Origin of the sequence: Shewanella pneumatophori (genome assembly GCF_023283895.1) — a bacterium.
GTDB classification, from domain to species: Bacteria; Pseudomonadota; Gammaproteobacteria; order Enterobacterales; family Shewanellaceae; genus Shewanella; species Shewanella pneumatophori.
In genome coordinates this window covers 39,688-65,615 of sequence record NZ_JAKILB010000015.1, presented here as the reverse complement: position 1 = coordinate 65,615, position 25,928 = coordinate 39,688, and the positions used below count along the sequence as shown (strand labels likewise).

Sequence of the window (25,928 nt, the reverse complement as noted above, 5' to 3'; positions counted from 1 at the left end):
CCGTTTTAACAGTTAAAAAAGTCACCTTTTAAAGAAGTTGGCTTAGGGCTGAAAGCAAAAAGGCACGCTATGCGTGCCTTTTTCTATAGTGATATACAGGTTAAAGAATAAAACCGATATATCCCTGTAGAACAATCAAATTAACGATATCAATAAAGAAAGCACCAACAATAGGCACAACCATAAAGGCTTGCGGTGACGGGCCATTGCGCGAAACTAGTGCGCCCATGTTCATCACAGCAGTTGGGGTTGCTCCCATACCAAAACCACAATGACCACCGGCCATAACCGCAGCGTCATAATTCGACCCCATTACTCTAAACGTCACAAAGTACGCAAAGCAAGCGAGCACCACAGTTTGTACCATCAAGATGATGAGTAGCGGGATTGCTAAATCAAAGATTTCCCACAACTTTAAGCTCATTAGCGCCATAGCTAAAAATAGCGACAAAGCCACAGTGCCTAAGATATCCACGCACTCGTTATTCATCTTGTAGCCACGAGTCATCTCGGTGAGATTGGTTATCACCACCCCCAAAAACAACGCGTAAACAAAGTCAGGCATCTTTAGCCAACTAATATCAAAACTCGCCACTAAATGGCCTACCCAACGTGCACCGGCAACACACAGCATGATAATAAACAAAGTCTCTAAAACACTTTTAGCGGTGACATTGTCTTCTTCTAACTGATCATAAGTCACCAAATCCGGATGGTCTTTATGGTGATTACCACCAATGCCGTATGAGGACTCAAGCTTATGCTTATCAATCAATCGCTGCGCAACTGGGCCACCAATAATGCCGCCCATGACCAAACCAAAAGTAGCCGCAGCCATAGCAAACTCAAGGGTGTTCATATTGTAATGCTCGGCAAAGGTTTGCGACCAAGCAGCGCCCGTGCCGTGTCCACCAGAAAGTGTAATCGAGCCAGCTACCAGACCCATTAAGGGTTCAAGCCCTAAAGCGGTGGCTAAGCTTACGCCAACGGCGTTCTGCAAAATGATGTAAATTGACGCAATACCGAGGAAAATAAATACTTTTTTTCCACCTCGAGCTAGTAGTTTGTAGCTAGCAGCTAGGCCTACGGTACTGAAAAACATCAGCATCAGCGTATTTTGCATCGGCAGTGAAAACGCTAAAGTAATATTCTGAAAATGAAGCACTGTGATAACAGCTGCGACGACCAGACCACCAATAATCGGCTCTGGGATGTTGTACTTTTTGAAAAAAGGAACGTGACGATTGACTGTGTGGCCGATAAACAATACCAAGATGGCGACCAAAAACGATTCTAGTTCTCCGATTGAATATACAGTATTCATGAAACTCCTATCCGTTAGGTTTTGTAGTAAACAACCTACAAAACCAAAATTAGCCGGCTATTCTTGCATATTCATTAGGGTAATTAATATTAGCCGTGTCGGAATTATGGCATCTGGATCATGAAAAGTGGCTTTTTGCGCAATAAAGAAACTATTCGCCGTCTATTTGTGCAGCTTCGGCAGCCTCTAAAGCAGCCAAACGCTCTCTTTCCGCTTTAGAAACGTACTTAGGCTTGTTGCTATTTTGCAGTTTCGCATTAGCTTTTTTGAGCTTGCTCATGTGTTTTAAAGTGATTTTTTTGGTGCGGTTCATAAATACTGAATCAAATGCTCATTAGGACTATGCTAAAGTATAGCTTCTAAGCCATACAATATAAAACATAACAGTGCTTCAAATAGTGGTACATGACAGGATAAGATAGCAATAATATCTAGAGTCAGGTAACCGTTTTGAGTGTTGGCTATCTGCAATCCATAAAGGTAAAAACGTGAAAATCTTACTTGTATTCGGTACTAGACCTGAAGCAATAAAAATGTGCCCATTAGTTTTAGAGTTAGCAAAAGTTGCAGACTTTGAGGTAAAAGTGTGCGTAACAGCGCAGCATAGAGAAATGCTTGATCAGGTACTGAACATATACGAAATAGAACCTGACTACGACTTAAACCTAATGCGCAACAATCAGACACTAGAATGGTTAACTGGTGCAATCATTGAGGGCGTAGGGGATGTAATTAAAGAATTTGCCCCTCAATTAGTATTAGTTCACGGAGATACTACAACCTCATTTGCCGCTGCTTTAGCTGCATTCTACCAAAAGGTAGATGTTGGCCATGTAGAAGCTGGATTAAGGACTGGCGACATAAAGTCTCCATGGCCAGAAGAAGCAAATCGCAAATTAACTGCGACACTATCAACCCTTCACTTCGCTCCGACCGAGTCATCTAAAAACAACCTTTTGAATGAGGGTATTTTAGCAAGTAAGATTCATGTTACGGGTAATACTGTAATCGACTCACTTTTCCAAGCGATTGATATTATAAAAAAGGACTCATTCAAAGAGTCTGCAGTTATCTCGTCACTAAAAAAAGAGTTAGGTGCTCAAAAGGTAATACTGATTACTGGGCACCGTAGAGAAAACTTCGGTCCAAGCTTTGAAAATATCTGCTTAGCTTTAAAAGAAATTGCAATTACCAACCCAGACTGTCACTTAGTATATCCAGTTCACTTGAATCCTATGGTTCAAAAACCTGTATTCAATCATTTAGGTTCTCTCAGCAATGTGCATCTGATCGCTCCTTTGGATTACCTGTCTTTCGTTTCATTAATGGATCGAGCGGATATAATTCTGACGGACTCGGGCGGTATTCAAGAAGAAGCACCTTCTCTTAAAAAACCAGTTCTGGTTTTAAGAGAGAAAACCGAAAGACCAGAAGCAGTGAAAGCTGGAACGGTACAATTAATCGGCACCAATAAGTCTACGATTGTCAAAGCTGTAACTGAATTGCTAGACAATTCAGAGTTATTTGAAAGCCAACAAAACCCTTATGGCGACGGTCTAGCTTGTCAGCGTATTGTAAATATTATTCGAGAAGAATATGAGCTCTAAAAATATCTATATCATCTATAGAAGTATGTTCGATCAAAATGGAAAGCAAACCGGCTTGGGTGGTATCGAAAATTATATCACGGCGCTGGCAACGACTTTCAAAGAGCAAGGGTGGAATTGCACTCTAGTTCAACCAAGTAAGCAGAGTTTCACAGTTCAAAAAGACACCTTAACAATTGCCGGTATAGAAACAGGTTTATTGCGCGGTAACCTAAAGAAATATGCTTTGGCGAACTGGGTAAAAAAACACGCAAATAAAGATCAAGATGTCGTTATTTTTGCGACGGATTCCTATTCAGTTAACCTTAAAGGTTATAACGTTGTCGCAATCCAACACGGTGTATCTTGGGATAAGCCCAGAAAAACAAAGTCAAAAGCAGCTAGCTTTCTTGCATCACTAACTAACCAAATAAAGTACTTTAGCTTTATCAAAAGCTCACACACACTCGTTTGTGTAGATCATAACTTTGTAAATTGGTATCGAACTTGGGCTGATGTCCAACCCAATAAGGTTAAAGTTATTTATAATTTTTTTGATGAGAAAATCACTACAGAGGCTTTTGAACAAAAGTGGCAAGCTAATGACGAAAGAAGCACAAACATTATCATTGCAAGACGATTTGTTGAGTACCGCGGTATAAAACTCATCATACCGGTAATACAAAAATTGCTAGCAAAGCACCAAAACTTGAAAGTCACCTTTGCTGGTAATGGTCCATTACAACAAGATCTAAAAAATGCTTTCAAAAGCTCACCAAATGTAAGTATTGAACAATATGAAGCTAACGAAAGTTTTAAATATCATAGTGCTCATCATATTGCAGTGATACCAACACTGGGATCTGAAGGAACCTCTTTATCTATGATTGAGGCCATGGCTGCAGGTTGTACTGTTGTAACTTCCAATGTCGGAGGTCTATCCAATATCATCGTTGGCGAGTACAACGGATTGTCAGTCATTCCTGATGAAACTCAATTTTTCAATGCTCTAGATAGATTAATTATCGACAAAGAGTTAAATCGAGAATTAGCCCTTGCAGGCCTTCAGTCTATTTCAAAACCTTGTTCAAAAGCTCACTGGAGCAAACAGTGGGTTGAATTAATTAAAGAATTCTAAATCCACTCGCTAACTTTCAATCGTTAGAAAACCGAAAAATTGGCGCCATAAGCAGACCATTTATAAATAATGTAGCTTTAAGTTGTTTGCATGTTCTTGGTCGTTTTTAAGAACGAGTAGCAACAACTTAAAGCTAGTTAATAAAGGCTATTGGTGACAAAATTTAAACCTATATTACTGATTTTATGAGCAACAAAGCTTACGATGCTCAACACTTATACACAAACAGTTTTAATTTTAAGCGAAAGTTTGTTAAGCCTTATCGTTCATAAACAAAGATAACTTTGCTAGTATTTAATCCAGCATTAATAGTTCCATCAAATTGCCTATTTTAAAGTTAGGCTCTTATAACCTTATTAATTACATTCTCCACACTAACAGCTGAATAATGGACTAACCTCATTGGTGTCGGATACTCATAAATATTGATAACCATTATGAAAAAACACAGTTTATCCGTTATTTTAATTACCAAAAATGAAGCTGACCGCGTGGAGAGCTGCCTGAGATCTGTTGCTGAAATCGCTGATGAAATTATCGTACTAGACAGCGGTTCAACAGACGATACTGTTGCTATTTGCCAAAAGTATACCAGCAATATTACAGTCACTGATTGGCCGGGATTTGGTAAGCAAAAACAACGAGCATTAGATAAAGCAACTTGTGATTGGGTATTGTCTATCGATGCTGATGAAGCGCTGGATGATGAAATGAAACAAGCCATTCTCGACCTGCTTTCTCAAGAGAGTATAGAAGCGACATCCTACCGCCTTCCTTGGGGGGTAACTCTCTATGGTACCACCCTAAAATACGGTCGCAGTGCACGTGCTGTACTGCGCCTGTTTTTACGTGAAGGATCGCGTTACACCCTAGATGAAGTACACGAAACTGTAATTCCGGCCGAAGGCTCAACAGGCAAACTAGCTGGCTTGCTTTTGCATTATACCCATAGAGATTATGGTCATGGTTTAGATAAAGCAGCCCAATATGCTTGGCTAGGTTCACAAAAATATGCCCGAAAAGGCAAAAAATCAAAAGGATTGGCATTAGCTTTATTACGCGGCCTCTGGACTTTCTTCCATATCTATTTCATTCGTAGAGGCTTTTTGGATGGAAGTGTGGGATTTATTGTTGCAATGACATATGCGCAAGTAAACTTTAACAAATACGTTGGGCTGTGGCTGATTGAACAAAAGAGAAGTTAACAGCTACACAATAGCTCCTCCACTAAGGAGCTATCGTTACTTTACAGATAAACTAAGTCAGCGCTCTTAAAATAGCTTCCAATATCCAAGTTTTTTACGCATTTTAAGGTGTCGAATTAAGTTCGCAGGCTTAACCTTTAAGTCTGCAGTTCCATTGTCTATCATACTATCAACAGCAGCTAAAACACGTTCACTCGATAAACCATCTCTGTATGGGTGGATCTGTTCACAATAACTTTCTATTTGAGCAATTAACTCAGCGGGGCGAGATAATGCTTTTTCTATGGCGGGCTCAATTTCCTCTAACTTTTCAACATTAAGCAAATGCGAGCAAGGCTCCTGATTCCGAAAGGTCACGACAGGCTTCCCCTGAAGTAAAAACATCAACAATACAGAAGAGGTATCACAAAGCATCACATCGGCCGATTGCAACAGTGGCAATACATTATCAGTTTCGATAAAGGTCAAATTTTCATTTTGCAACGCCTTATATTTCTCAACAGTTTCTAGATTCATTTTAGGATGAAACTGCACTAACCAACGCCAATTCCCTTTGCATGACATTGTCTTAATTTGCTCGTAAACGGTATCTGCACAAGATAAATTACGCGAAAATGTTGAGCAAAATAATACCGTTGGTCGCTTATCCCCCTCGATGTAATAAGGGTTATCTGCGCCTTGCTTGTACATAGGATCGAGCATTGCCCAGCCCGTTTCAGCAACTTTGAATGTTGCAAATTTTTTTGCTAACTCGATAAATGGTAATGTTGTGTCAGGCCCTTGAGTACAATAAAGATCAAAGCAGTCGCGGATTTCAAAGTGGTCCTGTCTGCCACGTCGATTCACTTTTCCAGCATTAAAACCATGAAAAACGCCAACTTTAACACCAGGAATAAAACGAGGAACCACGTTTCCCGGTACCAAAACAGCATCCGGCGCCCAAGCTTTTACTTCAGAGACTGTTTTTAATTGCCTCTCACTTGCTTTTAAGAACGAAGGATCAACCTCATTTCCCTCTAAGAACCAGCAAGCTTCATCACCACGCGCCAATATCGCCTCTTGAAGCGGCCTTAACATGGCATAAGCATAATTTTGAGCTATGTATAATAGATAACGCTTGTTGTTTGAGCTCACAACAACTCCCCCACCCACTTAGATGTTAATTTCATACTGCTAAGATTTTAGATTTATTATTTTAAGTGCAGCCAAACTTACTTCTGTATAAGGCAGCTATCTCCTTCATTCCAACGTTTAAGCCGTTAACGCAGTTACATAATTCCAGAGCTGCTTCCAATTTTTGCAGACTGTCACCTTCTATAAGTTTAGTCGCACCTAGCGCGATACTCTCAGCATTGTGTGCAGCACAAACGGTTAGATCGTTATTTTGACAAATTTTTAATCGATAATTCTGATCTTTAGAAACAGCTACCGATAATGTAGGTTTCTTTAATGCAATCGCTTGTAACAAGGTATCTCCACCACTTAAAACAGCTATTTTCGCCTTATCAATTAGCGAAATTAGCTCTACATGCGATAACTCTTTAATCGCAGTGACACCAGAAACCTGAGTAAACTCTTTCGGATAATTAGGGCCATAAACCATAATGCAGTGAAGTCCAGTCGCTTTATGAATATTCACAGCCGCTTTGGCAAACTCTTCAACTATATAACCTTGAGCATTCATATGCCCACCAGATCCAGCATTTAGCAATACATATTCACCAGCGCATAAATCATAACGCTTGAGCAAGTCGACTTGAGTTGATTCATCCGGATTTACAAACACAGGGCCAATAACGAGAGGCGCAGGCTTATTGATCAGCCGCAATTTAAATCTATCTAACCAGCTGATTGCACCGATAACAAACTCTGGTTGTACAACCCAATGACTATCAGTCACTCGAGCACGGAGGACTTTCATTCCACGACTGCGTTTTCGCTTATGTTGACTAATAAAAATAACTTTAGCGCCTAACTTATTTGCGTGGGCTAATTGTGAGCGTCGGCCAGACGCATCAAAAATTACAAAATCAGGCAAGAAAAATGACATAAAATCATTAACCGCTTTAATATTTTTAGTCGGCGTATCATCTAAAAGTGCTGCTGGATAAGGGCATGTCGCCGCATAGGGCGCATGGCGATTCAAAATAAATTGAATCGTTGCATTCGGCCATCGACGCTCCACTTCTCTTGCAATAATTAAAGATCGCATATACTCCCCCACGCCCGCCGCAGAAGACACTGGTACGAATAAAAACTTCGGAGAGATTAGGGTCATTAACTCAGCCTATTTTAGAGTAGAAAGTACGTTATAACCTCGGACATTAACCGAGTTTATAACGAATTGCGCTTCAGCAGAGAGTCCAATTGTGTCATTACGTCATCAATCCCAATCCGAGACATCAAGTTCTCACCTTTAGCACGCGTCCCCCAAGGGATCTCTCCTTGTTTTTGCTCACGAATCACTTTGTCGTAAACACTGACTACTGAGTCAAGGCTAGTATATGGGCCCGTTCGCCCAGGGTTTGAGTGAGCATATAAACCTATCACTGGCGTACCTTGGGTTACCGCCATATGTGCAGGCCCCGTATCAGGCGCTAACACAAGGCTTGCTTGTTTAAGGATGGCGAGTAATTGCAGTAAGGATGTCTTACCGACTTGATTCTCTAGCCCTGACTTTGCGGCAGCTTGAATGTTATCTGCCAAGTCGCGCTCAAGCTGAGTTGGGCCACCGCACAGAATAACCCGGTAACCTTTGGTAACGGCGTAGTCCGCTACGGCAGCGTAGCGCTCAGGTAACCAATTACGCTCAGCCTTACTGGCTGCGGCGCAAATCACCAATACTTGGCTTTCATCTGGAATTAGTGCTTTAGCGTATTCTGTATCTTCAGCTGGTACAGGAATATTCCAGCTTGGAGTCAAATCTGTCACCCCAATCGCTTTGGCAAACCCCATAAAGCCTTCCAATACGTGCGGCGTTGCTTGCGGCTTAATGGCGTGGTTAGTCACTAACCATTGGCCTTCTTTGGCCCTGAAACGATCAAAGCCAATGCGGATTTTGGCCGATATAGCTAACGATGCGATAGTAGCTCTAAGAGCCACTTGCATATGCAGCAATACATCAAACTTACGCCCCTTAAGCGCTCGCTTAAGATTAAAGTAGCTACGCCAACCTTGAGACTTATCAAAAATAACAAACTCAACACCCTCAAGATGCTTAAGTAGTTGATATTCGACCTTGCCTAAAATCCAAGTTATCTCAAGCTGAGGGTAGCGGCGCTGAATCGCCTGCACCATAGCAACGGCGTGGCATACGTCACCAATAGCTGACAACCTTAAAAGGCACAATGATTTAGCATCGCTTAAATTTAAGCAATTAGAATTTGGGGCTTGATTACTGTCAGAGGTAGATAAGCTCATAGTGCTCGAAGGTTATTTGGCGCAATTTACCGATCTTAATGTAGAATGGCTGCAGGTGCTATGGTTTAGCTTACAATTCTATCTATGAAGTTTAAAAAAACATCTCAAGGCAGTATCGCTTTTTGCGAACACACTCCAAAACAGATCGAGCCTAACTGGTTTGGCGCTGAATTTTGGCGCGAAAGATCAGCCATAACCGGTTCATCAAAAGGCCGTTATACCACATGGTTTGTTGATGCTGGAGTTGTTGATGCAGAACAAAATCAGTGGGTGTTACGCCATTATTACCGTGGCGGCCTAATCGCGAAAATAAGTCGTGATCAATACTTATTTAGCGACCTACAAAAAACCCGTGCTGTCGCTGAGTTAACCCTATTAGATAACCTGTACAAACAGGGCTTTGCGGTTCCTAAGCCGATTGCCGCCAATGTCGAACGTTCAGGAATATTTTACCGAGCCGATCTTATTATTGAGCGAGTCGCAGGTGCTGAAGACTTAGTTGCCCGATTAAGCAAAACTTCGATGAGTCAGTCACAGTGGCAAGCGCTTGGTGAAACAATTGCTGAGTTTCATAATTACGGTGTATATCACGCCGATCTCAACGCCAAAAATATTCTCATCACTAAAGACAAGTTCTATTTAATCGACTTTGATCGCGGTGAACTAAGAAAAGTGAACACTCAATGGCAACAAGCCAATATGAGTAGATTATTACGCTCATTTAAAAAAGAACTATCAATATTGCCTAGCCTTAACTTCAATGAAGCTAACTGGCAGCAGTTACACCAAGCTTATCAAGCCAAATTACAGAGCTAGAGCTAAAGTTACAAAACAAGAGCAACAAAAAGGTCAGCTAAATAACTGACCTTTTAAGTTTCTATACTGACTCAACAGTATCAAGTTATTCCGCTAAAGTTAGCGATTTTCTATCATAGACTCAACGACAGCCAATTGCTTAGCAAGAGAACCTCGGTTTTGTGCGACCACACTTTTAGCAGCGATACTTGCTTGCTCATATGCCGCAGAGTTAGCAAATAATGCAATTAAATTAGTTGCTAACGCATCAGCGTTATCAACCACAGTTAAACCACCAGCCGACTGTAACAACTCAGAAATTTCGATAAAGTCACGATAATTTGGCCCCATCATGACGGGCAATCCCATCGCTGCGGGCTCCAAAGGGTTATGGCCGCCATGCACAATCAGCGAGCCACCAACAAAAGCTTGATCGGCAGCGCCATAAAACGTCAGCAACTCGCCCATCGTATCGCCCAGCACGACTTGAGTCTCGGTTGAAACCGCTGTTTGTTGGCTACGTCTAGCAACGACTAAGCCCGCGTTTTGTATAGCTTCTGCAGCATTATCAAACTGTTCTGGGTGGCGAGGTACCATCACCATCAACACTTTTGGATACTGGCCCAACAATTGTTTATGCGCAGTAATCAAGGCATCAAATTCACCAGGATGTACTGAGCCTGCCACCCACACAGGACGCTCTTGAGCATGCCATTGCTGCCTCAGTAATGTTGCTGCATCAATACGTTGTTGATCTATATTGATATCAAACTTTAAACTGCCGCAAACACTCACTCGCTCGGGCGCGACACCTAAAGCAATAAACCGCTCTGCAGCCTGTACTGATTGCGCAGCAATAATATCAAGCTGCTGCAGCATTGGCTGAGTAAGCTTATGATTTTTTTGGTACGAGTTAGCTGATTTCTCTGACAAGCGGGCATTTGCAAGCAGAACTTTAGCATCTGCTTTTTTCAAGTAATGGATTAAGTTTGGCCACAACTCTGTTTCCATAATAATGCTGTACTTCGGCGCAACTTGTTTTACAAAGCGGCGCGCGCACCAAGCGAGATCAAAGGGTAAATAACAATGCTGCACCGTATCGGCAAAAGCTTTCTTCACCTCAGCCGAACCGGTTGGACTTGTGGTCGTAATAGTAATACTCAACTCAGGGTATAACTGCTGCAACTGCTTTATCAAAGGCACTGCCGCTAGCGTTTCTCCCATAGATACCGAATGCACTAAAATATCGGTCTGCGTTAACTTTTTTAGCCCAAAACGCTCAGACCAGCGCCCACGGTAATCGGGACTTTTAAAGGCACGTACAGCCAAATAAACCAGCAGTAACGGGCTTATGAGGTATAGAGCTATCGAATAGAGGCTACGATTCATGAAATTAGATACTTTCGAGAGTTTTACTTGAAGAATTACCTTAATGCTAACATGATAGTCGCACCTTAACGTAATAACAGTTAAGTTAACCTAGCGACAAAGCAACACCAATGCCGACGGTTAACTTCAATGGATCTAAATCATTTAGGACGAATATGAAAACCCGTGACAAAATCGTACAAGCCAGTTTAGAGCTGTTTAATGAGCATGGCGAAAGAGCAATCACAACCAATCATATCGCTGCCCACCTAAATATTAGTCCTGGTAATCTTTATTATCACTTTCGTAATAAAGAAGACATTATCCGCTCTATCTTTAGCCTCTACGAGCAACACCTAGAGTCAGGTTTTCAGCCTTACGCCGACAAAGAAGTCGATATAGATCTGCTTATCGGTTATTTCGATGCAATGTTTTACACCCTGTGGCAATTTCGCTTTATGTACGCCAACCTTGCCGACATCCTTAGTCGTGATGAGACCTTGAAGAAGCGCTATTTAACCGCACAACAAGATGTACTCGCACGTTGTACCCATGTGCTTGAAAAACTAAATCAAGATGGTTTTGTTGCGATTGAAAATAACGATATCAAGCCATTAGCTGATACGATAAAAATGCTCGTGAGCTTCTGGATAAGTTACAAACTCACCCAAACTCAATCTAATATTGGCTCGATTACCAAAGAGTCGCTTTATGAAGGGCTATTACGAGTCATTATGCTGTTTAAGTCTTATGCGACCGACAACTCAAAAGCTACATTTTTAAGACTCGAAGATCACTATCGCTCACGCATGAGCTAATCGTCTTGACGAAAAAATGCGTATAGCGATTGCTGTGCGCATCTTCAATTCACTCTACTTATCTTCCATATAATCAGCATTTTTTGATTAGCTTTACTAATCAAAATTTCGCTCATTCCCTAATCTAATTAATCTCTTTTTTGCTGTTGAAAAAAAGGCTGTAGAGCCACGCCAATTAAGGTTAAAATGCCGCCACTCCAAATATCAAAATAATGCTAATTAAGGAGAATAAAGGTGCCTAAGACCTCATTCTACGACCAGATAAATCAACAGCTTGCCGACGTTAAAGCCGAAGGCCTATATAAAAGCGAACGTGTCATTGTTTCTCCTCAACAAACCGCAATTGAAGTTAATGGCGACCAAGTTATCAACTTTTGCGCTAACAACTACCTAGGTTTAGCTAACCACCCAGAGCTTATTAAAGCCGCTCAAGATGGCCTAGATGCACACGGTTTCGGTATGGCATCAGTGCGCTTTATCTGCGGCACCCAAGACATTCACAAACAACTTGAAGCGAGCCTAAGCGACTTCTTAGGTATGGAAGACACCATTCTTTACTCTTCATGCTTCGATGCTAACGCTGGCCTATTTGAAACGCTATTAACTGCTGAAGACGCGATTATTTCCGACGCGCTAAACCACGCCTCTATCATCGACGGTGTGCGTTTATGTAAAGCAAAACGCTTCCGTTACGCTAATAACGATATGGCCGATCTTGAAGCACAATTAAAAGCCGCTAAAGAAGCCGGTGCACGCAATATTATGATTGCTACCGATGGTGTATTCTCTATGGATGGCGTTATCGCCAACCTTAAAGGTGTGTGCGACCTAGCCGATGAATACGGCGCGTTAGTAATGGTTGATGATTCACACGCTGTAGGCTTTGTTGGCCAAGAAGGTCGTGGTACACACGAATATTGCGAAGTAATGGATCGTGTAGATATTATTACCGGTACATTAGGTAAAGCATTGGGCGGCGCTTCAGGTGGATTTACTTCTGGTAAAAAGGAAGTCATCGACTGGTTACGTCAGCGTTCGCGCCCTTACCTTTTCTCTAACTCATTAGCACCTTCAATTGTTACTGCGTCTATTCACGTACTTGAAATGCTCAAGTCTGGCCAAGCACTGCGCGAAGCCGTTTGGGAAAACAGCCGTTATTTCCGTGAAAAAATGTCTGCAGCAGGTTTCACTTTAGGTGGTGCAGACCATGCAATTATTCCGGTAATGATTGGTGACGCTAAATTGGCTGGTGATTTTGCTAACCGTCTTTTAACTGAAAACATCTATGTGATTGGTTTCTCTTTCCCTGTGGTACCAAAAGGCCAAGCGCGTATTCGCACCCAGATGTCAGCGGCGCACAGCAAAGAGCAAATCGACAAAGCGATTGAAGCCTTTACCCGTATCGCTAAAGAAATGGGCATTATCAGCTAAAATTACACTAACTAGGGCTGCTCAATGTAGCCCTAGTTAAAAGACATTCAACAAGTCGCAAATGTAGGCTTGTAATAGGTTAAAAGATGAAAGCACTAAGCAAATTAAAGCCTGAAGAAGGCATTTGGATGGTTGATGCGCCTAAGCCTGAAGTGGGCCATAACGATCTATTAATAAAAATCCGTAAAACGGCAATTTGTGGTACTGACGTTCATATCTACAATTGGGATGAATGGTCGCAAAACACTATTCCTGTGCCTATGGTTGTTGGCCATGAGTACGTTGGTGAAGTAGTTGATATGGGACAAGAAGTACGTGGTTTCAGCGTAGGTGACCGCGTATCAGGTGAAGGCCATATTACTTGTGGTCACTGCCGTAACTGCCGTGGCGGCCGTACCCATTTATGCCGTAACACTTCAGGTGTAGGCGTCAATCGCGAAGGTGCATTTGCAGAGTACTTAGTTATTCCAGCATTTAATGCGTTTAAGATCCCTGACGATATCTCTGATGATTTAGCTTCAATCTTCGATCCATTTGGAAATGCTGTGCACACTGCGTTGTCATTCGACTTAGTCGGCGAAGACGTGTTAATCACTGGTGCAGGCCCTATCGGCATCATGGCTGCAGCTGTATGTCGTCACGTTGGTGCGCGCCATGTAGTGATCACTGATGTAAACGAATACCGCCTAGAGCTAGCACAAAAAATGGGGGCGACTCGAGCCGTTAACGTTGCGAAAGAAAGCCTAACTGACGTAATGCAAGAGCTTGGCATGACCGAGGGCTTTGACGTCGGTTTAGAAATGTCAGGCGTACCGAGTGCATTCCACTCAATGCTAGATACCATGAACCATGGCGGCAAAATTGCCATGCTAGGTATTCCTGGTGGCGATATGGCTATCGACTGGAGCAAGGTGATCTTTAAGGGACTTATCATTAAAGGCATATACGGCCGTGAGATGTTTGAGACCTGGTACAAGATGGCAAGCCTTATTCAATCGGGCCTAGATATCTCTCCAATCATCACTCACCACTATAGTATTGATGACTTCCAGCAAGGCTTCGATGCCATGCGCTCAGGTCAATCTGGTAAAGTGATTCTAAACTGGGATTAAATAGTTAATTCCTTATCCTAGCTGTAATGTATGTCACTGTGCATTACAGCTAATTTTATAACTCAACAACTCAAGGTCTCCTATGTCAGTCTTTCAACATCTTAGTGTTAATCAACTCATTCAGATGCAAACAGAGTCAACTGAGTTGCAAATTGTCGACATCCGCGATGCGGCCAGCTTTGAAGCCGGCCATATAGACGGTGCATTTAACCTGAACAATGAAAATCTAGCTCACTTTATCGGTGATGCTGATATGGACTTACCATTGGTCGTTGTTTGCTATCATGGAATAAGCAGTCAAAGTGCTGCCACTTATTTAAATGAGCAAGGCTTTGATGAAGTATTTAGCCTAGACGGTGGCTACAGCGCATGGCATCAAGCTAACTTATAGATATGCAAGAGGTAAAGTATGATTGAGATTGGCAGGCTACCTAACAGCCGAGCAGCACAGGCTCTCATCGACTACCTAAAAGGGCTAAATATTGATTGCGAACTGATGCCAACCGAACAAGGTGTGGCGTTGATGATCCACGATCAACAGCACTTTGAACAAGCTCACTTCGAATACCTGCATTTTATCAATAACCCATTTGACGAAAAATATCTCGCTGCCTCGTGGGAAAATGGCGATACCCACACCAAGCTTGATTACGGTAGCCCAAGTTTACAACTTGTGAGTCAATTTATCACAGGTGCAGGGCCGCTAACTCTGAGTGTGTTTTTTACCTGTGTAATTATTTACGCGGCAATGAATCTCGGCTTTGCTAACCCTATTTTTGAGCAACTGTCATTTTTTGGCGCTATACAGGCCAACACGTCAGGCGAGATCTGGCGCCTATTCACTCCTAGTCTGCTGCACTTTTCAGCCATGCACATTATTTTTAATTTGCTCTGGTGGTGGTATTTGGGCGGCAAGATAGAAAATAAATTAGGTTTTGCCCCACTATTCATTCTGCTGCTAGTTGGCGGCACGTTGCCTAACGTTTTACAGTATTTTATGGCAGGGCCTCAATTCGGCGGATTATCTGGTGTGGTTTACGCAGTAGTCGGTTACACCTGGATTATGGGACATAGGCGACCAGAATCAGGTATCGGCCTGCCTCCCGCTTACATTGGCTTTATGCTGTTATGGCTTGTACTTGGTTTTACCGATATGTTTGGCCTATCTATCGCCAACGGTGCGCACCTTGGTGGTTTACTAGTGGGGGTTATTCAAGGCTTTATCGACAGCAAAACCCGTAAGATATAGCCACTCAATAGGTCACTTAGCTAAAGTCTATTTATTAAAAAGTAAGCCCGCAAAATGCGGGCTTACTCATAGCAACTAACAATGGCGTTTTAAGCCATTAAGCCATTTGCAACACTTTCTCTACTAACTTACTAATGCCTGAGTGTGCCTCAACAATATCACTCGCCAACATATAAGCTGGCGTACTGACGACTTTATGCTGCTCATCAACCACTATTTCATGCACGCTAACCGCTTGATGTTTCCCACCTTGTTGATCAAACGCTGCCGCAGTGCCTGCGTCACTGCCTATCGTACCGCTTACCCCTTGACCATATAGCTGTGGGATCATAATTGGCGAAATACAAATAAAGCCAACCGGCTTATGACTTTCGGCAAATTGCGAGATAAAGTACTTAACACTAGGCTCGACCTCATGCTCAGCACCAGCAATTGCAAAATTACATAGATTTTTTGCCGCGCCAAATCCTCCCGGGATAATCAGCGCATCAAATTCAGCAATATTAAGTTCATCTACCGGCTTTATCTCGCCGCGGGCAATTCTGGCAGACTCAACCAATACATTGCGAGACTCATGCTCTTGCACTTCGCCTGTTAGGTGATTAACAACATGCAATTGAGGAATATTGGGGGCAAAACATTGATAGTTTGCCCCCGCTTTTTTTATCTCTAATAAGGCTAAAACTGACTCATGTAATTCGGTGCCATCGTAAACGCCACTGCCGCTGAGAAGAACTGCTACTTTTTTCATTAAAAAGCCTCTTTATATATCATATTGTTTTAACAAACCTGTAATAAACTGCTTGATCAGATTATTTATCATGCTAAGTTAGGTCATCACTTTATCAAGTGAGTGATATTTAACCAAGGAATGGAGCTGAAATACGCATAAAAATAAAAAGTCCACATAATTATTTCAAATTTCAAAAATAAAACCCACTTCACACATTTAATTTAATTAAATGTTTTTCAAGCACTTACGCAAAAGTCTTTTTCTAACCGATTTTATTCAAGATCGAGTTACACGCATTAACTCACAGAGTTATCCACAGGCTAACAAATAATTTTACGTGGCCGAAATTGCCCTAATATGGCATGCTAGCGCCATCATCGAATACCGATAAACGAATACTTAATTATGCCTAAAATTGCCGATAACCCTTTAATTCTTGTGGATGGTTCTTCATACCTTTACCGCGCGTACTATGCACCACCTCACTTAACGAATTCTAAAGGAGAAGCTACCGGTGCCGTATACGGCGTAATCAATATGCTTCGTAGCCTTTTGAACCAATATAAGCCATCACAAATGGCGGTCGTTTTTGATGCAAAAGGCAAAACATTCCGTAACGACATGTACTCGGAGTACAAGGCTCAACGTCCGCCGATGCCTGACGATTTGCGCACTCAAATCGAGCCGCTGCATAGAATTATTAAAGCGCTAGGTTTACCACTCGTTTGCATTCCAGGTGTTGAGGCCGACGACGTTATCGGTACGATTGCCACCCAAGCCAGTAAAGAAGGTCGCGCAGTATTAATTAGTACTGGCGATAAAGACATGGCGCAATTAGTGGATGACAACGTCACCCTAATTAATACCATGACCAATACAATTATGGGGCCTGCAGAGGTCACAGAAAAGTTTGGTGTTGGCCCAGAACTAATCATCGATCTGTTAGCGCTACAAGGTGATAAAGCCGATAACATTCCTGGCTTACCGGGCGTAGGTGAAAAAACCGCATTAGCTATGTTAACAGGCGTTGGCGGAGTGGAACAAATCTTGGCCGCACCAGAGAAAATGCCAGAACTAGGTTTCCGTGGTTCGAAAACCATGCCAGCCAAAATTATTGAGCATGCCGATATGCTTAAACTTAGCTACGAGCTAGCAACCATCAAGCTAGATGTAGAGCTAGAACAAGATTGGCATGCACTTTCAATTGAACCGGCTGATAAAGATGAGCTAATTAAGTGCTATGGCGAAATGGAATTTAAGCGCTGGCTAGCTGAAGTGCTCGACAATAACAGTGGCGATAAAACAACAGCTTCACCAACTACAGACGATGATGCGCCAGCTGCCAAGTTAGATCTTGAGGTTGAATACGACACGATTCTAACTATTGAACAGTTAGACGCGTGGATTGCCAAGCTAAAACAAGCTGAACTCATCGCGATTGATACTGAAACCACTAGCCTTAATTATATGGAAGCTGAGTTAGTCGGTATTTCATTTGCTGTTGAAGCAGGTAAAGCCGCTTACTTGCCACTGGCACACGACTATGTTGATGCACCAGAGCAATTAGATAAAGCACTCGTATTTGAAAAGCTCACGCCACTTTTAGAAGATGAGAATCTGAAAAAGGTCGGTCAAAACTTAAAGTACGATATCAGCATTTTTGCTAATGCAGGCATTACACTTCGCGGCGTACAGTTTGACACTATGCTTGAGTCTTATGTGTTTAACTCTGTCGCATCTAAGCACAATATGGACGACTTAGCACTTAAGTACCTCGGCCATAAAAATATTAGCTTTGAAGAGATTGCTGGCAAAGGCGCTAAACAACTTACATTCAATCAAATTCCATTAGAAACTGCTGCACCTTACGCCGCAGAAGATGCTGATATTACCCTGCGCTTGCACCAACATTTATGGGCTCGCCTAGAAAAGCAAACTGAGCTTGCTGGTGTGTTTAGCGATATCGAATTACCGCTTGTTAATATTCTGTCAGATATTGAGCGCCAAGGCGTATTGATTGATAGCATGTTACTTGGCCAACAAAGCGAAGAGCTCGCGCGTAAGATTGATGAGCTAGAACATAAAGCTCATGAGATCGCAGGCCAGCCATTTAACTTAAGCTCACCAAAGCAGCTACAAGAGCTATTTTTCGACAAGTTAGGCTACCCAGTCATCAAGAAAACGCCAAAAGGCGCACCATCAACAGCTGAAGAAGTGCTAGTTGAACTAGCCCTCGACTATCCACTGCCGAAGATTATTTTAGAGCATCGTAGCCTAGCTAAACTTAAGAGCACCTACACAGATAAACTACCATTAATGGTTAATGCTAAAACCGGTCGTGTACACACTAGCTACCACCAAGCCAATGCAGCAACCGGTCGTTTATCTTCAAGCGAGCCAAACCTGCAGAATATTCCAATTCGTACCGAAGAAGGCCGCCGTATTCGTCATGCGTTTATTGCCCCAGAGGGTAAAAAAATCCTCGCTGCCGATTACTCGCAAATCGAATTAAGAATTATGGCGCACTTGTCGCAGGACAAAGGCCTACTAACAGCGTTTGCTGAAGGTAAAGACATTCATAAAGCCACTGCAGCAGAAGTATTTGATGTTGATTTCAGTGAAGTCACTGTCGATCAACGTCGTCGCGCTAAAGCGGTTAACTTTGGTCTAATCTACGGCATGTCGGCATTTGGCCTAGCCAAGCAGCTAGATATCCCTCGAGCTGAAGCGCAAAGCTATATCGATACTTACTTCAAGCGCTACCCGGGCGTACTGAAGTACATGGAAGAGACTCGCGCAATTGCTGCCGATCTAGGTTACGTGTCGACATTATTTGGTCGTCGCCTCTATCTACCAGCAATTAAAGATAGAAACGCAATGCGCAGACAAGCTGCTGAGCGCGCCGCGATTAACGCACCAATGCAAGGTACCGCTGCCGACATCATCAAGAAAGCCATGATTGATATCGCGAAATGGATTGCAACGGAAACAACCGGTGAAATCACCATGATCATGCAAGTACACGATGAATTAGTATTTGAAGTTGATGCAACAAAAGTTGATAGCTTAAAAGACAAAATATGCGAGCTGATGGCAGCAGCTGCCAGTTTAGATGTTGAGCTACTTGCCGAAGCTGGCGTGGGCGACAACTGGGAACAGGCTCACTAAGTCATTCGACTACCGCAGCTAGCTAACAATAGTGTTAGCTAGCTATCTTTATTAACCTTGATCGACTCCCCTTTCACTGCACACCATTTGTTACCGATAACCATTTATCCTATTACTGCCTCAAAATGGCTCAATAGCACTACTGCGACTATTTCCTATATAAAACAGCAGTTACCGCAGTAAATTCCCCTTTTGGCTAAGAATTAACATTATCCAAGATAAATTGTTGATATATAGCTATTAAACTGAAAATTTGCGATCAAAGTGTGTATTTTTATTGAGCAAACATTGGGATACCCATCACATTATTGTATGTTTTTTACAAAAACTGTTTTTCATATACCGATTAATGAAGTAATATTCTCTGCGTAGGGTACAGAGGTTAAGATGTTCTATCTTTCAGACCTTTTTTTTACGTTTGCTACTTTGTAGTAAATGGCCAAATTATGGCGCCCCAGTGAATCTAATTCGCTGGGGCTTTTTTTCGTCTGAAATAAAATTTAGAGTAAATACTTTAAATTGAGCAAAATTCGAGTTATGCTGTGTTCATTAAGCGATATCAACATAGTTTGATTGAACTTGAGTCTTGTTGAATTTAGCTTCTCCCCAAAAGAGCTAATTTATACCGATGGTTTATGCCGTCGGTTTTTTTTGCCTAAAATTCAGTGAGATCAGCATAAACCTCAAAATAGAGGCAAAAAAAACGCCCCCAATTGGGAGCGTCATTTAACTAATCGATATAACAATAAACTCGTTACTCTTTGTCAGCTTCAACTTGAGCAGCAATTGCATCAGCTTCTAACTGTTGCATTAACCATTCAGGTTTACACCAGCTATCTAAAATACCAAGCACCTTGCCTTTACCAATCCCTTTTAACGACGAGAATGGCTCAACTTTAACACCATCTTCAAAATGGCTTAGCTTCTTGCGCACTTCATTTACCATCTTCATTCTGGCACTTTGACCTAGCTTATCAGCCTTGGTTAATAGCGCTAAAACAGGAATGTGACTCTGAACTGCCCACTCAATCATTTGCATATCAAGATCTTTTAGTGGATGACGGATATCCATCAGCACCACTACACCACTCAAACAATCACGTTTAAGCAAGTACTCACCCAATGCCTCTTGCCACTTTAATTTTAGGGCCAGTGGAACTTGAGCAAAACCATAACCAGGTAAGTCGACCAAACGACGGTGCTTATCTAGTCTAAAAACGTTAATTAACTGCGTACGTCCTGGTGTTTTACTGGTACGAGCAATTTTTTGCTCTGTCAGTAAATTCAGTGCACTCGACTTACCCGCGTTAGAACGACCCGCAAACGCAATCTCTACCCCAACATCACCAGGTAGGTATTCATTCAAATGCGCAATATCTGGCGCACTAATTAAAAACTCAGCTTTACGGAAATCGATACGAGATTCACTCACAATTAACTCCAAAAATTTATCATCTAACTGTTTAAATATCGAAGAGTTGCTTACATTTTCACAATTTCGTGTAAAATATTACCCCGATCACATAAAATACATTTTATCACGCTTGCGGGTCTTCCTAGTAAGCTCATGACAAATATTTTAATAAGAAGTTGGAACGCCATGAAAAAGTTAGCTCTTGCGCTGTCTGTTTTAGCCACAATATCTTCACCTGCTATGGCAGAAGGAAATGCTGAAGCCGGAAAAACTAAAGCCATCGTTTGCTCTGCTTGTCACGGTGTTGACGGCAACAGCATGATAGACATGTACCCAAAACTTGCAGGTCAACATAGTACATACCTAGAAAAGCAACTACATGATTTCCGCAGTGCAGCACAAACTGGCGGTAAAGAAGGTCGTATGGACCCAATCATGGGCGGCATGTCTGTTGCACTAAGCGATCAAGATATTGCAGACCTTGCTGCATTCTATGCAACTCAAGAACATAAAGATATCGATGTTAAAGATGTACCGGAACTTGGTGCACAACTTTATAAAAATGGTGACGCGACTCGTGGCATCACAGCTTGTATTGCATGTCATGGTCCTCAAGGCAAAGGCGCGGAGCTTGCGGGCTTCCCTGCACTTAACGGACAGCATGCGAATTATATCAAGATCCAGCTAAATAAATTCCACGATACAAATCGTAACAACGACTTAAATGGCATGATGCAAGACGTTGCTAAAAAGCTAAATAGTGATGATATTGAAGCATTATCTAAATATATATCAAACCTTAAGTAAATATTAGCGTTAACTAAATAGGACGGGCAACCGTCCTTTTTTATAGCAATACATTTACGTTTACGTAAACTTCAATTAAAAACCTGCTTGACAGAGATCACAGTTCTAGGTTTAAATAGCTCCCGTACCGAGATGAACCCAACTGTTAGTACAAAAAATATTAATAACAACTTTCAGATTTTGGTATGTATACATTTAAGATATAAGAATAAATTAACGAAATAATAATAATATTATTGAGACCACTCACTAAAAATAATAAGAGTAGAGATTTCAATTTGAAGTCCAGGTCATAAAAATTTTAGTAAGGATTTGGTTAGGAAGGCCAAAACGCTATTTAGCACTGACCCTTACATTCAGAGAAACATGTACCAACAGGAAAGTATTTGTAGGATACAAATACGGCAGAGGAAGCTACAGCTTAGGATGCACTTGCGGGAAGCTTGTTATCACTGGAAGATACTTAAAAAAATGTACAAGGATGGTTACTTAGGCGTCATTGGATGGACGAATAAAAATTGTGATGTGTCTTTTAAAGACCATCTACGGAAACAGTTGTCAGGATGGCGACTGGTCTAAAAATAAAGTGTCGGGAAGACCATAAACTACAAGACATGCATGGAAAGCAGACAAAAAATAAGATGGATATTGACCGGGATAGTCACATAGCAAGTATGGACACTTGAAATCAGAATTGGTGCGGATTAGCACTTTTATAGAGGCGACAGATTAATCTGTCGCCTTTTTTTATTTCTACCTCAACGATCTTCATTTATACTCAATTTAATTAAGTCATTGGTTTAACTAATATATGCGCAGATGCCCTCTTTGTCATAGTGATAACACCAATCGGTTTTATGCCAATAAGAAGCGCTGTTTATATCATTGCCACCAATGCCAATTAGTCTTTGCAGACGCCAACTCGCATCTGCCGCCTTCAGCTGAACTACAAAAATACCGGCTCGCCAGTAACAAGCAAAAATCACTCGCTCGTTTTATGCTGGACTTAGTCGAGCAATGTGAAAATGGCTACACACCATTGTTGGGGCTGAATTTTGGTCGTACCCTCGACAGCAAGACTCTAAGAAAAATCACTAAAAAAGGTCATCAACTCAACCAGTATGATCCCAGCATCGCACCATGGAGCAGCTCATTAAAGCAAGAGTATGATTTCATCTGTTGCTATAGGGTGTTTGAGCATTTTCGTTTCCCTTATAAAGAGTGGCAATTACTAAGCCAATTGCTCAAACCAGGTGGTTGGTTAGCGATTTGTTCGCCACTACTGAGTGATCTTGCAGCTTTCGATAAATGGCACCACAAAAATAACCTGACCCATGTCAGCTTTTATCAGCAAGCTACATTTGAGTTTCTAGCAAATAAACACGGTTTTAAGCTATTATTTGCAGCAAACGATCTCATTCTGGTGCAAAAACCATCAGGATCTGATATAACACGCGACCAAACTTCCATTGTTGACTAAGCCAAGCCGCTTTATCAGCAATAGAGTCTTTTAAGTTATCGAGATAAGCGATCATGTCCCGTAGTAAGAAAACGCGTAAGAGCAACGAAAATGCTCCTAAATTAGCCCCAAGAACTAAAAAGAAAGATCGAGTTCTTGCAGGCAAAAAACAAGTTGCTGGCAATAAAGCGGGAAGTCGTCATAACGCTTCGATGATTGAAAGCCAAGCAAACGGTGGCAAGGCAAAAAGTGCTGACCCACGCCACGGCAGTAAAAAGCCTGTACAACTGCATATTAATACTGAAGTCAAAGTAGAGAAGAAGCCTAAAGGGCCAAAACTTACTGATGAGCAGAAACTATTGAAGCTTGAGGAAGATCCAAGACTGAATAGCCTGCTAGACATGCTTGAAGAAGGTAAAAACCTCAATGCAGAAGACCAGAAATGGTTGAACAAGCAGCTGACACAAATTGAAACTCTGATGGACAAGCTTGGCATCTCTGACGAAGACGATGATGCACCGCAAGGCAAGAAGTCTGTAAGTGACGATGACCTATTCGACAAATTCGAATCAGGTGCAGACCTGCTAAAAGACTACTTCGACAAAGATTAATTTGTTCTATATAAAATCCATGGCATCTTTATTGATGCCATTTTTTTATCCATAATCGTCACCTGTATCCCACTCAGACCAACTAGGGTTTAGCATGACAACGACCTTTATCATTCTTGGTGCACTCATTATTGTCGCGCTGACGGCTTATGCGACTTACCTCGTTATTCAAATTCGCAAACAACAGCAACGCAAAATAGAACTACAACAACAGCAAGCTGCCGCTGCCAAAGCAAAGTCAGACGAATTACTCGACAATATCCGTTACATTGCCACAGCTATGCTAGATGGACGTTGTGAGTTGTCAGAAGGCGTGATGCGAATTGCTAAACTGTTTCAACTCGTCGGTATGGCTGAGCTAGTAGAGAAGCAATACCCTGCTACCTTTGCCCATTTCGAAATAATCAAAGCACACCCCATCAAAGAACAACGCAAAGGCTTGGACAAGCAGCAACGAATGAAACTCGATTTTGCCCGCATGCGCTCAGAAGGTGAATTAGAGTCACAAATTCTCGAAGAAGCTAAACTTTTGAGTGAATTTACGCCAAGCTCACTACACTAATAGTAGTGACAGCATAAGTCTGCGCTGAAAACTGATGCAATCTAGGTCGCAGATATGGTCTATTTTGCTTATATTGGGTGAGTCTGTGCACAAATTCCTCTAAAGAGCACAGACAGATACCTTATTTTCAGCGATATTCAGTCATACTTTGCTACCCATATTAAATTTTTACAACATGGATCAAGGTTATTCAACAAATAACCATGCATACTTCACATGTTGCTAAACTATACGCCGGAGGACACGCCTTGAAGCAGCCCACCCCAATTAGTTGGGATCAGTCAATGATCGAAAAGTACAATTATAGCGGTCCCCGTTATACTTCTTATCCGACGGCCTTGGAATTCGATGACTCGTTTACCGAGGAAAAATTGCTGACCTCGATTAAGAACAGCAAGAGTGACAAGCTTTCTCTTTATATCCATATTCCTTTCTGCGCCAAGCTTTGTTACTACTGTGGCTGCAATAAAGTTATCACTCGCCACCAGCATAAAGCCGATCAGTACATTGAATATCTAGCGGCAGAAATCGTTAAACGCGCACCGCTGTTTAAAGATTATTTAGTAACTCAAATTCACTGGGGTGGCGGTACACCGACATTCCTAACACCTGAGCAAATCCTTACCCTATCAGCATTGGTTAAAGCTAACTTTAACGTTGCAGAGGTAGGTGAATACTCAATTGAAGTTGATCCTCGTGAAATCGAGCTTTCAATGTTAGACACCCTAAAAGAAGCCGGCTTTAACCGTATTTCTATTGGTGTGCAAGATTTCAATAAAAAGGTACAGGTTGCAGTAAACCGCGAGCAAGACGAGCAGTTTATTTTTGACCTAATGGCGCGCGCTAAAGAACTAGGCTTTGTTTCAACTAACATCGACTTAATCTACGGCCTACCGCACCAAACGCCTGAAACGTTTGCAGAAACTATGCAGCGCGTATTGGACTTAAACCCAGACCGTCTATCAGTGTTTAACTACGCTCACCTGCCTTCACGTTTTGCAGCGCAGCGTAAGATTAAAGATGAAGACTTAGCATCACCTCAGCAAAAGCTCGATATGTTGCATCAAACTATTGAAACGCTAACAGGCGCTGGCTACCAATACATTGGTATGGACCACTTTGCTAAGCCAGACGATGAGCTATCAATCTTGCAAAACGAAGGTCGTCTACACCGTAACTTCCAAGGTTACACCACTCAAGAAGAGTGTGACCTGCTTGGTCTTGGTGTGTCATCAATCAGCCAAATTGGCGATTGCTACGCACAAAACCAAAAAGACGTACGCCCATACTTCGAATCAATCGATGCTAAAGGCCACGCATTATGGAAAGGTTGTAGCTTAAACCGTGACGACGAAATTCGCCGCGTAGTGATTAAGCAGCTTATCTGTCACTTCGACCTAGATATGGCGAAGATTGAAGAAAAGCTAAACATCAACTTTGAAGAGTACTTCGCAGAAGATCTTAAACTACTGCAAACTTTCATCGATGATAAGCTAGTCGACATTACCGACCGTAAGATCACTATCAGCCCAACAGGCCGTCTATTGATCCGTAACATCTGTATCTGTTTCGACGTTTACTACCGTGAAAAAGCAAGACAACAACAGTTCTCGCGCGTTATCTAATCAAGTTTGATTAGCAAAAAAACCGGCATTAGCCGGTTTTTTTATGTCTGCAGGTTACCACGCCACCGCAAACCTTTAATTACAATTGTATACACTTTGACCG

General features: G+C 42.0%; 23 protein-coding genes. 15 read left to right on the top strand and 8 right to left on the bottom strand.

The genetic code is table 11. From position 1 onward, the window contains the following. Positions 1-100: 100 nt before the first annotated feature. Together gltS and L2740_RS18380 are read right to left on the bottom strand one after the other, a co-directional pair. Positions 101-1,324, bottom strand: a complete 1,224-nt coding sequence (gene gltS / locus L2740_RS18385) for a sodium/glutamate symporter (protein WP_248951510.1) — start codon at positions 1,322-1,324, stop codon at positions 101-103. A 151-nt stretch (positions 1,325-1,475) separates the two neighbouring features. Further along, on the bottom strand, positions 1,476-1,637 hold the full coding sequence (locus L2740_RS18380) for a DUF2986 domain-containing protein (protein WP_248951509.1): 162 nt from the start codon (positions 1,635-1,637) through the stop codon (positions 1,476-1,478). A 175-nt stretch (positions 1,638-1,812) separates the two neighbouring features. Between L2740_RS18380 and wecB the strand changes: the two genes are divergently transcribed. The 3 genes from wecB (at position 1,813) to L2740_RS18365 (ending at position 5,253) form a co-directional block, all read left to right on the top strand. Continuing rightward, positions 1,813-2,931, top strand: coding sequence for a non-hydrolyzing UDP-N-acetylglucosamine 2-epimerase (gene wecB, locus L2740_RS18375; protein WP_338056266.1), 1,119 nt, complete (start codon positions 1,813-1,815; stop codon positions 2,929-2,931). Beyond that, the gene (locus tag L2740_RS18370; protein WP_248951508.1) at positions 2,921-4,048 is read left to right on the top strand and encodes a glycosyltransferase family 4 protein; all 1,128 of its coding nucleotides are present in this window, start codon (positions 2,921-2,923) and stop codon (positions 4,046-4,048) included. The genes wecB and L2740_RS18370 overlap by 11 nt, the downstream gene beginning before the upstream one ends. 437 nt (positions 4,049-4,485) lie before the next feature. Next, on the top strand, positions 4,486-5,253 hold the full coding sequence (locus L2740_RS18365; protein WP_248951507.1) for a glycosyltransferase family 2 protein: 768 nt from the start codon (positions 4,486-4,488) through the stop codon (positions 5,251-5,253). A gap of 66 nt (positions 5,254-5,319) precedes the next feature. On the opposite strand, the gene L2740_RS18360 is transcribed toward L2740_RS18365, so the two are convergent. The 3 genes from L2740_RS18360 to L2740_RS18350 all read right to left on the bottom strand — a co-directional run bounded on the left by L2740_RS18360 (position 5,320) and on the right by L2740_RS18350 (position 8,673). Beyond that, positions 5,320-6,330 (bottom strand): CDP-glycerol--glycerophosphate glycerophosphotransferase, encoded by a 1,011-nt coding sequence (locus L2740_RS18360; protein WP_248951557.1) that lies wholly within the window; start codon positions 6,328-6,330, stop codon positions 5,320-5,322. A 118-nt stretch (positions 6,331-6,448) separates the two neighbouring features. Next, complete coding sequence (locus L2740_RS18355; RefSeq protein WP_338056265.1) at positions 6,449-7,465, bottom strand: hypothetical protein; 1,017 nt, start codon at positions 7,463-7,465, stop codon at positions 6,449-6,451. 122 nt (positions 7,466-7,587) lie between these two features. Then, positions 7,588-8,673: a glycosyltransferase family 9 protein gene (locus L2740_RS18350; protein ID WP_248951505.1), complete on the bottom strand. Its 1,086-nt coding sequence runs from the start codon at positions 8,671-8,673 to the stop codon at positions 7,588-7,590. Positions 8,674-8,757: 84 nt separating this feature from the next. On the opposite strand from L2740_RS18350, the gene L2740_RS18345 reads away from it, so the two are divergent. Continuing rightward, the gene (locus L2740_RS18345; RefSeq protein ID WP_248951504.1) at positions 8,758-9,489 is read left to right on the top strand and encodes a 3-deoxy-D-manno-octulosonic acid kinase; all 732 of its coding nucleotides are present in this window, start codon (positions 8,758-8,760) and stop codon (positions 9,487-9,489) included. Between the two features lie 99 nt (positions 9,490-9,588). Here L2740_RS18345 and waaA read toward each other — a convergent pair whose 3' ends face one another. Further along, positions 9,589-10,857, bottom strand: coding sequence for a lipid IV(A) 3-deoxy-D-manno-octulosonic acid transferase (waaA, locus tag L2740_RS18340; protein WP_248951503.1), 1,269 nt, complete (start codon positions 10,855-10,857; stop codon positions 9,589-9,591). Positions 10,858-11,012: 155 nt separating this feature from the next. On the opposite strand from waaA, the gene L2740_RS18335 reads away from it, so the two are divergent. The 5 genes from L2740_RS18335 to glpG all read left to right on the top strand — a co-directional run bounded on the left by L2740_RS18335 (position 11,013) and on the right by glpG (position 15,446). Then, positions 11,013-11,654 (top strand): TetR/AcrR family transcriptional regulator, encoded by a 642-nt coding sequence (locus L2740_RS18335; RefSeq protein ID WP_248951502.1) that lies wholly within the window; start codon positions 11,013-11,015, stop codon positions 11,652-11,654. A 234-nt stretch (positions 11,655-11,888) separates the two neighbouring features. After that, positions 11,889-13,085, top strand: coding sequence for a glycine C-acetyltransferase (locus L2740_RS18330; RefSeq protein WP_248951501.1), 1,197 nt, complete (start codon positions 11,889-11,891; stop codon positions 13,083-13,085). 86 nt (positions 13,086-13,171) lie between these two features. Continuing rightward, positions 13,172-14,197, top strand: coding sequence for an L-threonine 3-dehydrogenase (gene tdh, locus L2740_RS18325; protein WP_248951500.1), 1,026 nt, complete (start codon positions 13,172-13,174; stop codon positions 14,195-14,197). 82 nt (positions 14,198-14,279) lie between these two features. Beyond that, the gene (gene glpE, locus L2740_RS18320; protein WP_248471615.1) at positions 14,280-14,588 is read left to right on the top strand and encodes a thiosulfate sulfurtransferase GlpE; all 309 of its coding nucleotides are present in this window, start codon (positions 14,280-14,282) and stop codon (positions 14,586-14,588) included. Between the two features lie 18 nt (positions 14,589-14,606). Further along, positions 14,607-15,446: a rhomboid family intramembrane serine protease GlpG gene (gene glpG / locus L2740_RS18315; RefSeq protein WP_248951499.1), complete on the top strand. Its 840-nt coding sequence runs from the start codon at positions 14,607-14,609 to the stop codon at positions 15,444-15,446. 97 nt (positions 15,447-15,543) lie between these two features. On the opposite strand, the gene elbB is transcribed toward glpG, so the two are convergent. Then, complete coding sequence (gene elbB / locus L2740_RS18310) at positions 15,544-16,197, bottom strand: isoprenoid biosynthesis glyoxalase ElbB (protein WP_248951498.1); 654 nt, start codon at positions 16,195-16,197, stop codon at positions 15,544-15,546. A 387-nt stretch (positions 16,198-16,584) separates the two neighbouring features. On the opposite strand from elbB, the gene polA reads away from it, so the two are divergent. Then, positions 16,585-19,347, top strand: a complete 2,763-nt coding sequence (polA, locus tag L2740_RS18305; RefSeq protein WP_248951497.1) for a DNA polymerase I — start codon at positions 16,585-16,587, stop codon at positions 19,345-19,347. Between the two features lie 754 nt (positions 19,348-20,101). Here polA and yihA read toward each other — a convergent pair. Next, complete coding sequence (yihA, locus tag L2740_RS18300) at positions 20,102-20,779, bottom strand: ribosome biogenesis GTP-binding protein YihA/YsxC (protein WP_248951496.1); 678 nt, start codon at positions 20,777-20,779, stop codon at positions 20,102-20,104. 168 nt (positions 20,780-20,947) lie between these two features. Between yihA and L2740_RS18295 the strand changes: the two genes are divergently transcribed. The 5 genes from L2740_RS18295 (at position 20,948) to hemN (ending at position 25,825) form a co-directional block, all read left to right on the top strand. Then, positions 20,948-21,568: a c-type cytochrome gene (locus L2740_RS18295; protein WP_248471610.1), complete on the top strand. Its 621-nt coding sequence runs from the start codon at positions 20,948-20,950 to the stop codon at positions 21,566-21,568. A gap of 811 nt (positions 21,569-22,379) precedes the next feature. Continuing rightward, positions 22,380-23,048: a methyltransferase domain-containing protein gene (locus L2740_RS18290; protein ID WP_248951495.1), complete on the top strand. Its 669-nt coding sequence runs from the start codon at positions 22,380-22,382 to the stop codon at positions 23,046-23,048. A gap of 53 nt (positions 23,049-23,101) precedes the next feature. Continuing rightward, positions 23,102-23,638, top strand: coding sequence for a Der GTPase-activating protein YihI (yihI, locus tag L2740_RS18285; RefSeq protein WP_248951494.1), 537 nt, complete (start codon positions 23,102-23,104; stop codon positions 23,636-23,638). Between the two features lie 94 nt (positions 23,639-23,732). Then, entirely contained in the window at positions 23,733-24,200 is a 468-nt protein-coding gene (locus L2740_RS18280) for a DUF2489 domain-containing protein (RefSeq protein ID WP_248951493.1), read from the top strand. Positions 24,201-24,448: 248 nt separating this feature from the next. Further along, positions 24,449-25,825 carry an oxygen-independent coproporphyrinogen III oxidase gene (gene hemN / locus L2740_RS18275; protein WP_275974372.1) on the top strand — a complete coding sequence of 459 codons (1,377 nt, stop codon included), beginning with the start codon at positions 24,449-24,451 and terminating at the stop codon, positions 25,823-25,825. The last annotated feature ends 103 nt before the right edge of the window (positions 25,826-25,928 follow it).